Source organism: Xanthomonas sp. NCPPB 1826 (assembly GCF_056725285.1).
Map to the genome: position 1 here is coordinate 4,824,560 of NZ_CM161521.1, position 13,997 is coordinate 4,838,556.

The 13,997-nt window shown below is 58.3% G+C and carries 5 protein-coding genes; 1 reads left to right on the forward strand and 4 read right to left on the reverse strand.

Features of this window, described 5'->3' with window-relative positions; genetic code table 11:
• Positions 1 to 4 precede the first annotated feature (4 nt).
• From AC1PLA_RS20305 to AC1PLA_RS20320, 4 genes are all read right to left on the reverse strand, one after another.
• A complete protein-coding gene (locus tag AC1PLA_RS20305) occupies positions 5 to 4,219 on the reverse strand; it encodes an RHS repeat domain-containing protein (RefSeq protein WP_481105238.1) in 4,215 nt (1,404 codons plus the stop codon).
• Positions 4,220 to 4,755: 536 nt separating this feature from the next.
• Positions 4,756 to 5,100, reverse strand: coding sequence for a hypothetical protein (locus AC1PLA_RS20310; protein WP_146096916.1), 345 nt, complete (start codon positions 5,098 to 5,100; stop codon positions 4,756 to 4,758).
• 183 nt (positions 5,101 to 5,283) lie between these two features.
• The gene (locus AC1PLA_RS20315) at positions 5,284 to 9,144 is read right to left on the reverse strand and encodes a translocation/assembly module TamB domain-containing protein (protein ID WP_481105239.1); all 3,861 of its coding nucleotides are present in this window, start codon (positions 9,142 to 9,144) and stop codon (positions 5,284 to 5,286) included.
• Positions 9,141 to 10,922, reverse strand: coding sequence for an autotransporter assembly complex protein TamA (locus tag AC1PLA_RS20320; protein ID WP_016903873.1), 1,782 nt, complete (start codon positions 10,920 to 10,922; stop codon positions 9,141 to 9,143). Before AC1PLA_RS20320 ends, AC1PLA_RS20315 begins: the two co-directional genes overlap by 4 nt.
• Positions 10,923 to 11,160: 238 nt before the next feature.
• Between AC1PLA_RS20320 and AC1PLA_RS20325 the strand changes: the two genes are divergently transcribed.
• The gene (locus tag AC1PLA_RS20325; protein ID WP_481106238.1) at positions 11,161 to 13,851 is read left to right on the forward strand and encodes a TonB-dependent receptor domain-containing protein; all 2,691 of its coding nucleotides are present in this window, start codon (positions 11,161 to 11,163) and stop codon (positions 13,849 to 13,851) included.
• Positions 13,852 to 13,997: the final 146 nt, after the last annotated feature.

Here is a 13,997-nt window from a genome sequence, read left to right on the forward strand (position 1 = left end):
CAACCTAGTTGAGTAGCAGCTGATAGAGAACAGGTACGATGCTTGCGCTCGATCTCTGCGAATGCGCCAGGCTGGAAACAGCGGTGCAATTAGACTCATCACTGCACGCAGACACTCTATAGAAGTATTTTCCGGAGGGCCTCGACAAGGAGGCCCAACTGCTAGCGCTGCCTTTATAAACCAAAGTCCAGACCACTCCGTCTATGCTTTCCTCGACAACGTACTCCTTTATTCCAGGCGTCGGCTGCCAGCTTAAGTAATCTTTTGCAGAGGGGGAGGAGCCAAACGCCCATTCGGCTTCAGCCACCAAACTATTCCCCATGTAGATGTAATCTACAGTTTTAAAGTTTGATCCATCTTTACGAAACCGTAGATAACCGGATCGATCGTAAAAGGTCTGAATATTTCCTGCAGACCGCGATATCAGCGACCTTCGACCGTTTGCGTCGTAACGATAGCTTTCCTTAGCCACTGCTTCACGCATTCTATTCCCGAGATCAAAGCGAAAGGCTTGACCATTTTTATTGATCAAATTGCCTTGTGCATCGTAGGCCATCCCTACCACAGTGCCTCCGTTGCATCCATCAATTTTCACATTAGTGAGCCGCCATCTTGGGTCGTAGCAGAAAAATTGATTACGCCCTCTCGCTTCAACATGTATCAAATTGTCCAACGCATCGTAGCTATATTTCGCTATGCCATAGATTGGGGATGAAACCGAAGTTAGTCGATCCAGATAATCGTAGGTCATAGTGAGATTACCACGCTGGCTATTCCCAGCGGCGCCGTCGCTTATAGCGGCGACATTCCCATTTAAATAATAATCGTAGCCATAGTGGGTCAGGTCGACATCGCTGGAATCACGACTGATGTCTGGAAGCTGACGATCATTCTGAACCATCGAGTGGACAATTCCATTCCCATAAATAAACCGTTTGATCGCACCATTTGGATAGTAACTAACGTCCCTAGCGTAAGGACCCACTTGGGTAGGTTGTCCAAGTGCATTCGGTGAATAATCAACCGTTTGGCCTGATGGGTATCGATTCCGTTCCAGATGTCCATTAGCGTCGTAAGCATAAGCCATTGAAAAGGCTTCGCCATCCGCTTGTGCTTGGACCTCATTGATCAACTGATTTCTTTTATTATAAGAATAATTGTTGTAGCTCACCACGCCATCGTTTAGCGTATCTACTTGTCTAACTAACCCACCAGGCCAGTATCTTATCGATTGATTTCCATTTCCCCCAGGGAAATCGATTGCACTAAGGCGATTCAATTTATCATACAGCCTTGTCACACTACGACCGGAAGCCGTTGCCTCTGCCAAATTACACTCACTGGCAGACTGTAATTCAAGGCCGCCAGCTGACAAGGTCAGATTTCCCGCCTCATCATAATTTAGCACTGTAGCACCTGTTTCAGGTTCTACGACCTTGCAAAGCGTCTGATATTCAGGATGATATACGTACCTTCTAATGCTGGTGACTGACCCGCTCTGGTCACGCGCACTAATCGAAAGTGTTTTTCCGAAAACATCTCTGGTGATCTCCGTTGTAGCTCCTTCCGGACGCTGAACCCAGACCAAGTCGTCATAAGATGGCTGACCAAATACTTGATAGCCCGTCAGAGTGCTTTGCCCCTGAGGATTTGTCACACGCTTTTGGCCTTGTGGTAGATATTCGGTCGTCGTCCTCAACAAACCGAGCTCGGAATTCTGTGATAGCGAGCTCTCTCGCCCCAGCCCGTCATATTGAATATAAAACCCTTTTTCGATATTGGGCACTTCTCCTACATAGGAGATAAATGTGCTTCTTCCCTTATGGTCATATGAAAATCTTTGGAAGCGCTGAGTACCTGGCTCATTTGCCGCGTCATATTCCCGCGTCAAAATAGGACGTAGTGCACCATCGAAGTAAGTGATTTTGCGAGAGTTGCCAATCGAAGTTACGGTGCGCCAATGCTCAGGCGGCACTTCGTACTCAGACGTATTTATGAATGCGGTTTCTGTGACAGCTTGATTCCACAAAACTGAATCCCCGTTGGGATATTGTTGTTTCGCGATCCTTCCCATCGCGTCATATTCATAGTATGTGGTATTTCTATTTTGATCCGTAACACTCGTAATCCAGCCATAGTCATTTACCTGCCTAGACAAAGCAGTTCCGTCGGCATAAGACACTAGGCCAGGGGTTGACCTTTTCCAGTTCGAATAATTTGTAGTATTCCCTCGTCCATCTTTTATGGATGCGAGAGTTCCGTCTGCATTGTAAGATGAGGTGCTTGACAATTTTCCGAATGTCCATGCCTGCAAAGGCATTGAATTGGAATCAAATGTTTTTCTTTCAGAAACCTTTCCAGTATTGATATTAGACAACGCAGATACAGACCCAAGTATCCATTTTGCAAAGTTATCTAGGTATTCGATCTTGTCGTCGCGGCGATACCACGGGCTGTAGGAAGATATTTTCGTGGGCCTTGCGAAGGCATCAAAGTCCGCCATCTCTGTCGTGTATTCCACGCTGTCCTGGAATATCCTACGCTTTTGAAGTGGTGAGAGCGTGGATAGCATTTGATCATTGAGAGTATCTAAAAAACCATTTCCAAGCTTTGTTGGCCACGGCCCCAAAGATGAAGACGCGTATTGATAGTACTCGTCTTTTAACATTTGCGACCCTACGCCGGCCGCGTATGTTTCAAAACGCAGCAGCTGACCTTCGCTAGAGTCAAAGCGATTACTGAAGGTATAGCGTGATGTTACGCCACCCGGCTCAGTCAGCTCTGTCCATACATTAGTTGTACACGCCGGACTGCAGTCTTTCGCCCAGCTGTTTCCAGGGGCTGAGTATCGATATGTCCAGATTTTCTCCTGCATTGCCGGTCCGTAAATCCGTTTACTTAGAATAGCGTTAGCGCTATAAATATTGAAATTTCTTAGGCCTGCTGCTGTACTTGAATCCGGAGCTTCACACTTATAATTTACGTACGAACGGCCTCTTAGAATAGAGCCAATTACAAAAGTAGCAGACATCCCAGATGGATGTCGTATTGTCCCACTTTTTGTACCATTTCCATTAACTAAAGACGGGACACAGCCGCTGCCGACTGTAGATGGCGATCCTGACCAGTTTTGAAATCCACTAAAGTCGATTGCCCACGAGGAATTATCGGGCTGCGTCACGTTTACAAGCCTGGATCTGGAGTCCCCCCCAACTAGATAAGAGTAGCGCCAAGTTCTGGGAGTAGCATCGCTAGCTTGTAAGGTGGCCGAGCTTAGTCGGCTTCCTGAGGAGGAATTGTTGGAATTAGTCCACGTCTCGTAAGCGAGCGTTAGAACTCGTCCGTCGCTCGCTTGGATTTTCGCTAAATTTCCTGCGCTGTCATATTGGTAAGTTAGTGAATTACCAAAGCGGTCTTCTATACGCGAGACCATCATCATCGCTGTCTTTCGACGCATGACTTGCGGCCCACCTTGGGCAAAATTGAGCTCTGGATACGGCCGATATATCAGCCAATCCATCCAATATTTTATTCCTTGCGGTGATACAACAAGAAACCCTTCACCAGACAATCCATTGGAAGTAGATGCTAAACAGCTAACCATCCATTGCTGATTGCTGACAATTGGAAAGCTCCTCAGCCCTCCCCCCCCAGCCATTTGCGGTGTTAAGTTGTTAGACGAATCACGAAGCATAAGGTCTTGGTTTTCGAGCCCAGGTATAACCAGTTGATAGCCCCCCCACCAATCTTCCGGGGTGTAAGTGACTCGAGTGGTCGGCCCGGTGTTCATCGAAATTGCAGGTGCTTTCTTGAAGTTCGTACAACGATTCCCACTAAAAAATGTTCCGACATAGTCGGTTTGCTCGGTGAAAGCTTCGAACAGTGTTTCTATATGAGGAACTTCTAGCCGCCAATCTGATAGAGCTCGTGCTGGTTCGTTTTGAGGCTTTAAATCCTTGACATCGTAAGTACGGATCAACTGGATTGGAAGTCCGATCCCTGGTTGCTCAATGTCCATCTGTTGAAACATGAGAGACCCGCTGTACAGACTTACCTTTTCGCCGAACGCGCCATCGATTACCCCTTGTCCGCCTTTATTATCACGTACGCGTAGCTCGTATTCCTGCTGCGGTGTCACCGCAACGGAAGGAACCGAAGAGAAAAGCCCAACCATTAGAATTATAAGTGAACTAGGATAGTAGCTTGATCTTTTTTTCATTTGGCTTCCATTAATCTCTATTTCAATCCTACGTCTAGCGCATGGACATCAACGGATTTGCATTTAACTGATTTTTATTGGATTAACGGACCATTTTTATTAGATTTTATGGGCCCGTAAAAATCAGTCTTCTAGATAAATGAATTTACCTAAACAAGTCTTGTCATTGTCATCGATAATGAACGTTAGTTTCTTACCAGTTGTCAGGGACGCAATCAAAGTAGCGTAGATTGCTTTGTTGTTTTCGATATTAGGATTTGCCCACGACAACGACTTCCCCGCAGGGCACGTAGCATTTCCACCATTCAAGACAAAGGGGATGCGTGCTGGCATGTAAGTGGCTTCGATTGATGTCACCCGACCAGAAATCCACTCTAATGCATCCGCTGGACTGGAGAATATAGTCAACAGAAGAACCGCGGAGAAAACGGAGCATATTTTCATTTTATTGCCAACTCCCAACGCTAGAAAGAGGGCTAATGAAGAATCTTTGAGGGAATTCTTCAGAACAAATCTTGGCAGAGGACGAGTAGCCTCTACTTTTTAAGCCGTATTGAGATTACTTTTGTACGTCCACCAAAGCCGCAGACGCCTTTGTCTACTATCAATTCGACATTGGATTCGCTTGTATATGCAGACAATGCAATAGCAACTAGCTCTTTATAGGCCGGGTGGTTTTTATCAATAGCAAAGCTGTTGGTTTCGGTTGCACAGCCGGCCACTGAAGCAGTTGAGTGACTTATCGCCACCCCCTCTCCATTCCAACCATTTTCTAAAAAAACTAATCTACCGGGAGCTGTAAGTTCAGCTGGAAAAGCACAGCCGCAATACAGGGTGCAAACGAATACTACGCACCGCAGAAATTCCTTATTCAGACCCATCTACCTTCACCGATATACAGTGCCAAAGTCGACAGCCAAGGCTGCGCTCATCGCAATCTAATGCGACGCGGACAAAAGCCCTGCCCCCTGCTTCGTCAGCTTTTTTGATAGCGAGCCGAAGTCTGGCAGAGAATGAACAAGGCGGTCAGCTTTGTCAATATGTGATGAAGAGCAAGCGGCGGGTTACTTTTCCCGCCGCCAGTTCACCGAGCCCTTGGTCTCCACCGTGCTGGATTCCGCTTCGATATCGAAGCCACGGCTGAGCAGGTATTTCAGCGTCAGGACCGAGCCGCTGCCGACCATCGAGACGCCGTAGCCGACGTAGAGTTTCGGCGAGAGGTACTTGCCGAAGCCCACCACCGAGCCGACGGTGCTGGATTCGCTCACCCCCGCTTCGTCCAGGCCGAGCTTGGCGCCGATCTGCGAGGCGATCAGGCTGCTGCCGGCCGACAAGGCGGCCGAGGCCGCGCTGACCTGCTGGGTTTCGTCGCTGCTGGCGGTGGACAGGCCGCGGCCGAGCACCAGGTACGACAGCGCTTCGGATTGCGACATCGCCGGTTCCGACCACACATCGGCACGCGGCGATTCGGCACGGCCGCTGACGTCGATGCCGGCGGTGACATCGCCGACCTTGCGCTCGGCGCGCAGGCTTACGCGTGGGTCGGAGACGATGTTGTTGTTCCAGGTCAGCTGGCCGCGGCTGATGGTCAGGTCCTGGCCATAGGCCTTGTAGCGGCCGCGCACGTCCAGCCCGCCGTTGGCAGTCATCTCGCGACCCGGGCGCGCGCGGATCTGCATCTGCCCGCTCAGCCCGCCCTTCAGGCCGAAGCCGCTCATGTTGACCTTGTCACCAAGCACGATGGCCAGGTCCATATCCAGCGGCGAAGCGGGCACTTCTTCCGGATCCACCGGGTCCAGCACCACCACGTCCTCGGATACCGAGGTGCCGCGATCCAGGCGTTCCAGGTCGATGTCGGCTTCGGGCACGGTGACCTTGCCACGCAGTTGCATGGTGTTGTCGGTGATGCCGAACTGCATGTCCGGGTTGGCGATGATGCGCAACTCGCTGGTGTTGTAGGCCAGCACGTTTTCGCCGCGGATATTCAGCAGCAACGGCGTGCTGGTGCCAAACCACGACAGCCCGCCATCGATGTTGAGCGTGCCCTGCCCCGACTTGGCGGAAGCGGTGATCTTGGCCGAGCCATCCGGCAATGCGTCGAAGCGGCCCTTGCCCTCGCTCAGGGTCAAACCCATCGACGGATATTCGGCAGTGAAATTGCTCAAGGTTGCATCGCCGCCCAGCAGCGGCTTGTCGCGGGTGCCGCGCAGGCTCACATGGCCTTCGACCAGGCCCTTGGGCTGCACCACATCGGCCACCACCAGCTCGAGCCAATACAGCCGCGACATATTGAGATACAGCTCGCCGTTGAGCGGCGCGTACGCATCCCAGCCGGTGTTGAACTTGGCATCGACAAAGCCGGCGCCCTGGAAGCCGATACCCAGCTTGGCCTGGATCTGCTGCGGGGTGAAATCGGCCTGCACGCTGAACTGGTCGTAGCGCAGCAACTCGCCGCGATTGGGATTGCCGGCCACCGCGGCGTAGCGGGTTTCGCCCAGGCGAATGCCGCCTTCGGGCGAGGCGATGCGGAACGAGCCTTCCCAGGCATTGCCGCGCGGCTTGAAGCTGCCATCAAGCGCGAGCTCGCCACGCAGATAGATCTGCCGCCCCTCCTGCTTGGGCAGCCACGGTTGCACCAGCGACAGCGGCAGCGCATCGCCATGCACCACCATGCCGTCGCGCGGCCAGTTGGCGCTGGCGCACAGCGCGCCGCCGGTGGCCGCGCCCAGGCAGGTGTCTGACAGGGTAAACGCGGCGCCATCGGTGCTGAACTGCGCCGGCTGGCGCAACGCCCAGGCATCGCCCTTGGCCGGTGCGATCCGCAGCGTGGCGACCTGGCCCTGCCAACGCTCGCCATTGCGACGGACATCGCCCTGCAGCGCGACGTTGGCCATGCTGTTGGCGATATCCGCATCCAGGCGCAGCGCTTCCACCGCACCGCGTGCCTGCACGCGCACGCTGTCCAGCACCACGCCGGCTTCGATCGCCGTGCCCTGCAAGGCCAGCTGCCCGTCGCTGCCGCGCCACGGCAGACGCCCGCGCAAGCTGATGCTCTGCGCGCTGTAGTCGTTCCAGCGCAAGCCGTTGCCGACCAGGTCGGCAGTGATGTCGGGCGCGTCGCGACGGCCGCTGACCTGCAGCTGCCCGCGCATCGTGCCGGTGGCGCCGGGCAAGACATCGTCCAGCTGCAGCGGCTGCAGTTGCGCGGCGATATCCAGCTGGTCGCCGACCTTGCCCTTGGCAGTGATGCGGCTATTGCCCAGCGACAGCTGCAATTGGCCCTCGCCCTGTTCACCACGCAAGGCGAACTTGCCGTTGGCCGACAGCGCGCGTTGACGTAGCTGGCCGGTCAGGCTAGGGATATCGGCCGTGGCCTCGAAGCCCGGCGACACGCCACCGGCCGGTGCCGGCAACTGGCGGCCCTTGGAGGCGACCTTGCCGGACAGATTGCCGTTCCAGCCCGGCGCGAAGTAGCCCGGATCGAACTTGGCCAGTTGGGCAGTGACATCCCACTGCAGCTCCGGGGTCCAGCCCACCTCGCCGGTGAGATCCAGCGAGCCGCCCGGGGTCTTGGCCTGCACCTGCTTGAGCTGCGCACGTTGATCGTTGCCGCGGCTGTCGAACACCAGCGCGGCCTGCTGCCCGTCGCGCTCCAGCGTGGCGCGGCCGATCGCCGCCCACGCCTTCAGGTTACCGGCCACGCCCAGTCGCGCATCGACCAATTCCACCGGCACCACCGGCGCATCGGGGGTGGCGGGGTCCGGCGTCGGAGTGAAGCGCAGGCCGCTGGCGTTGACCGCAAAACGGAAGCTCGGATTCTGCGTGTCGCGGAAATCGGCAGTCCCACGCAACTGCGCGCGGCCTTCGAAGGTATCGATCACCAACGGCTCGACGGTGATGACCTGGTCCAGCAGGCTGATGTGCGAGGGCTGCAAGGTGGCGCTGAGCTCGCCCTGCTTGACGCTGCCTTGCAGGTCGGCGTTGCCGCCCTTGCCGGAGGCCTGCAGGTTCAGCGCGATCGGTGTGGCCGGGGCGGCGTACTCCCCATTGGTGGCCGGCGTCAGCAGCGAGGTATCCAGCGCGTCGGTGACGGCCTTGAAGGCCCAGGTGGGGTCGTCGCGCCCGGTGAACACCAGGCTGGCCTGCAGCGGTGCCGGCGCGCGGCCGGCGATGGCCACTTCCATCTTGTCCAGATCGCCGCGTGCGACCAGTCCCAGGCTGGCCGGGGTGCGCCCACGCGCGGCCGGCAGCACCGCGGTTGCAGTCAGGTCGGCGCGGTAATCGTCGTTGGGCACGTAGTCGCCGTGCAGGCGGAAGTCGCCCATGTCGGTATCGACCACCAGATTGCGCGTGCGCAGTTCGCCGGTGGCCACTTCCAGTCCGCCCTGCACCTTGTGCAGGACGAGCATCGGCTGCTGCAGCTGGGTGATGCGCAGGTTCTCCACGGCAATCTTGTCGGCCTGGATCGCCAGCGGCACGTTGATCTGCGGCAGCGATTCGGGCCAGCTCGGCAGCGTGAACGGCTCCTCGCTCTTGCCCAGATTCAGGCTGGCATTGCTGACCTGCACCGCATCCAGCTGCAGCTTGCGCCCGAGCAACGGACGCAGGTCCGGCTCCAGGTACACACGCTCGGCGGTGAAGTGGATGTCCTGATAACGGAAATCGACATCGCGCAAGGTCAGCGGGCCGGCCACCGGGCCTTCGACCTTGCCGTAGGTAAAGGTGGCACCGACCGGCAGGCGCGCGGTCACCTGCGCCAGCAACACATCGCGCCCGGCCACGGTCTGCAGCAGCCAGTACACCGCGATCAGCGCCAGCAACACCAGGCCCAGCACGGTCAGCCCGGAGCCCACCCAGAAACGGCGGCGGCGGTAGAAACGCGCGCGGCGCGGTGCGGGGGGTGGCGTAGGCGTCGGCGTGCTCACAGGTTGGCCCCGATATCGATATAGAGCTGGAACTGCGAGTCGGGGTCGTTCAGGCCATGCGCGATGTCCACGCGCACCGGGCCCACCGGCGAGCGCCAGCGCAGGCCGAAGCCGATACCGGTGTGCCAGTCAGGCGTGTCGTCGAAGGCACTGCCGCTATCGACGAACACCGCGCCGCCCCAGGGGCCGCCCTTGAGGTAATGCTCGTATTCGGCACTGGCGGTGACCACGTTCTTGGCACCGAGCGCGAATTCGTCCGGCTTGGGCGTGCGCGGGCCCACTTCGCGGAAGGCATAGCCGCGGATGCTGTTGGCACCACCGGCAAAGAAGCGCAGGCTCGGCGGCATCGCCACCAGGTCGCTGGTCCAGGTGGTGCCACCTTCGCCGCGCAGGATCACCCGGCCGTTGTCGCCGGCCCCCAGGAACCAGCGCAGCTGGCCGTAGAGCTGGCCGAAATTGGTATCCGAGCCGGCGCCTTCGGCACCGCCGCGGATGAATGCCTGCCCGGACACGCCACTGCGTGGGAACAGGCGGTCGTCGACATTGACGTAATTGACCTGCAACTGCGGATAGATCAGCGTGGAGGTCTCGTAGACCGCATCGGTGAAATCGCTGCCGCTGCTGAACCGCCAGCGCTCGCGTAAGGCGTTGATCGAGGCAATCGCACTCCAGCGCTCATTGATCTGGCCGCTGCGGCTGCCGGTGAGTTTGACGTTGCGCAGGTCGATGTATTCGGTCTGCTCGTCATAGAGCCGCGCCGACGCGGTGTACCAGCCATCCAGCCAGCGGAACGCCGGCACGCGGTAGCTGGTGGTCAGGCTCTTGCGGTTCTGCGCGTAATCCAGCTGCGTGTCCATCTTGTGGCCGCGCGAATTGACATAGCGCCGCTCCACGCCGCCACGCACACCGGCGCCGCTCTCGCTGCCGTAGCTCAAGCCGGAGGTGTAGACGGTGCGCTTGGCGCGGGTGAGCTTTACATCCACCGGCACCCGGCCCTGGTCGTCGGCTTCTTCCGGCTTGGGCTGGATGTCGATGGTGCTGAAGTAATCCAGCTTGGTCAGCGACTCGCGCAGGCGATCCAGCTTGCCTTCGTGGTAGTAGCTGCCCTCGTCCCAATACACCAGCGGCTCGAACAGGCCAGGACGGAAGTAGTCGTAATCGAAGCGCACCTTGCCCATGTCGTAGCGGCGGCCGCTGTCCCAGTTCAGATCGATATCGGCGGCGTGCTCGGCGCGCGTCACCGCGACGCGGCGCTGGGTGAAGTCAGCATCGAAGTAACCGCGCTCGGCCAGCCGGCGGGTGATGCGCACCTTGCTCGCTTCGTACTGCGGATGGCTGAAGACCTGGCCTTCGCGCGGTTCGAACTGCTTGAGATCCTGGCCGAGGTAACGGTCCTGCTCGGCCCAGCCGGTGATGGAGATATGCGACTGGCGCACGCGTACCGGCTCGCCGCGCTCCACGGTGATCACCACTGTCACCTTGTCGCCGGTGCGCGGCGCAGCCAGCTCGATGGTGGGCGAGTAATAGCCGAACGGTTCCAGTGCCTCGCGCGTCTGCCGTTCGGCCTGCGCCAGCAGATATTCCAGTCGCGACTCGCCCTGCTCCTTGCCGACGGCCTCATACAGAGACAGGGAGACCTCGATGTTCTCGATCATCTCGGCGTCGGCGTCGTCGTCCAAGCCCTTGATTTCGATCTTGTCGATGGTCGCCCGGGCAACCGCTTGCAGCGGAACGAACAGGGTGCACAGCAGGGAGAGAGCAAACGCGGCTTTAAGCATCGGCAAAGGATACCCAGCCTGGGCGTGAAGGGACAAAAAATCTGAGCAATCTCGACTATACGGAGCTACAGGGGCTGGTTAGAGTCGGGGTGTTGTTAACGTTTCGTTGACAGCGACACCACGCGGCCCTCCCCCGATCGCCGCGCCCTGTTCCACACCTTTGGAGAGAGAGGTTTTCATGAAGCGCCATTTATTGGTCAACGCCGTATGCGCCGCCCTGGCCATGCCATCGCTTGCGATGGCCCAGAGTCAGGGCGCGGTGACTGAATTGAACAAGGTCACCGTGACAGGCTCGTTGATTCCGCGGTCGCAGGTCGAAACAGCCACCCCGGTGTTCTCCATCACCGCCCAGGACATCCAGCGCCGCGGCTTCAAGGATGTCTACGATGTGCTGCGCTCGCAGCCGATGGCCACCGGCTCAGTGCAGGACGGCCAGTTCAGTGGCGGCTTCACCGCCGGCGCCAAATCGCTGAGCCTGCTCGGCCTGGATCCCGGCTTCACCCTGGTGCTGATCGACGGCCGGCCGATGGCCGATTACCCGCTGCTCTACAACGGACAGAGCAACTTCGTCGACCTGGCCAGCGTGCCGGTGGGCATGGTCGAACGCATCGACGTGGCGCCGGGCAACCAGTCCTCGATCTACGGCTCCAGCGCCATTGCCGGCGTGGTCAACATCATCCTGAAGAAGCACGTCGACGGTGTGCAGATGAATTACCGCATGGGCACCTACGACGGCGGCGGCGGCAACAACCAGCGCTTCCAGCTCACCGGCGGCAGCACCCTCGGCAAGGCCGATATCGTCTGGGGCCTGCAGCTCAACAACCAGGACCCGATCTACGGCTTCCAGCGGCGCGACTTCGATTCCACCTCCGACAATCCGGACCCCACGCTGCGCTACGGCTCGCGCATCGCGCTGCACAACACGCCAACCACCTACATCGACCCCAGCGCCGCCAACTGCGATGCACTGGGCCCGCTGTTCAACGGCTCGGTGCAATACGACAACCGCGCCAATCGCGGCAACTTCTGCAGCAGCCGCACCGAGCCCGGTTACGCCAGCATCCTCAATAAGGAACGCAGCGCCAGCGGCTACGCCAACCTGACCTACGCCTTCAACGACAACACCCAGGGCTACGCGACGCTGCTGCTCAATCGCACCAAGGTGGAGGTCAACAGCGGCCCACGCTTCTGGCAGACCTCATCCGACACCGGCGGCTTGTTCTACAACCAGGACAGCCAGCAGCTGGAAGGCTACCAGCGCATCTTTGCGCCTGAAGAGACCGGCAACCTGGACTTCAACAACGATCGCCAGACTGCCGATTCCTACAATATCGCCGCCGGCATCAAGGGCGGGCTGGGCGCCAGCAACTGGACCTACGATGCGTACTACGCACGCGCCGAATACCGCATCGACAGCCGCCAGCAATGGCCGCTGGCCGATCGCATCGAGGACTTCTTCCGCGAGCAGTTCCTGGGCGCCCAGCAAGGCGAGTACTACGGTTACCCGATCTATTCGCCCAACGATGCCAACTTCTATCGCGCCTTGACGCCGGCGCAATACCGCAGCTTCAACGACGAGATCCGCACCAAGTCCCGGACCTGGACCCAGAACCTCAACCTGCAGCTCACCAACACCGAGTTGTTCAACCTGCCGACCGGCGCGGTCGGCGTGGCCGGCGTGCTGCAGGCGGGCAACCAGTATTGGGAAAACCCGACCGATCAACGCGTGATCGCTGGCGACTTCTACCAGCTGACCGGCACCCAGGGCAGCGGCAAGCGCGAGAACTGGGCGGCGGCGTTCGAGATGCGCGTACCGATCCTGAGCACCTTGACCGCCAATCTGTCGGGCCGTTACGACGACTACAAGAACCAGGGCGGCGGCGGCGATTCCAAGTTCACCTACAAAGCCGCGCTGGAATTCCGTCCGATCGATTCGCTGCTGTTCCGCGGCAACTACGCCACTGCGTTCAAGGCACCGGACATGGCGTTTTCCTTCGCTGGAGACAGCGGCTTCTTCCAGGGCGTCAACGATTACTACCGTTGCGCACTCGAAGAACCCAACGTGCCGATCGCCGACTGCACCTATGGCGGCACCTCGATCGCCGGACGCCGCGCCGGCAATCGCGACCTGCAGTCGATCACTGCCAAATCCTGGGGCTATGGCGTGGTGTGGTCGCCGAGCGCGCGCTTCAGCGTCAATGCCGACTACTACAACATCAAGATCGATGACAAGGTCAGCGACCTGAGCACCGACAACCTGCTGCAGACCGAATCGGCCTGCCGTCTCGGCAGCCTGGACATCAGCTCGCCCACCTGCGTGGACGCGCTGTCGCGCATCGATCGCACCGCCGCCGATGCGCCGGTACCCAACCGCTTGAGCAACATCCGCATCAACCCGATCAATATCTCCAACGAGGAGATCTCCGGCGTGCTCAGCAAGGCGACGTACAACCTGGCTACCGAATCCTGGGGCCTGTTCGTCTTCGATGCGCAATACAACCTCACCCTCAAGCACGAAAGCCAGCAGTTCCCGCAGGACCCGGTGCGCGATCTGCTCAGCGAACCATTCTTCTCTTCCGAGTTCCGCAGCATCGTCAATGCCTCGGTCACGTGGCAGAAGGATGCATGGACCACCACGCTGTTCGCTCAGCGCAATGGGCGCACGCCCAACTTCGTGGCGCAACAAAGCACCGATGGCTATGCGGTGGAGGGCGCACGCAAGGTCGGTGCGTGGACCACGCTCAATGCCACGCTGGACTATGCGGTCAACGACGACATCTCGCTGACGGCGACGGTCAACAACCTGGCCAACACCCGGCCGCCGCGCGATCGCACCTACAGCAGCTATCCGTACTACAACATCTTCAACTACACCGGTTACGGACGTTCCTACATGCTGGAGCTCAACTGGCGTTTCGGCGCGCACTGAGTCAGCCAGGGCGGTATTTGCCAACGGCAGCCACGGGGCTGCCGTTGGCGTTTTGAGACAAGCGTTTTTGGATCGAGCGCTTGGGGATCGCCGCTGCTGCGAGTGGGCGAACTTGGAGTGGCCAGACACGACGAGGCTGGCGACAC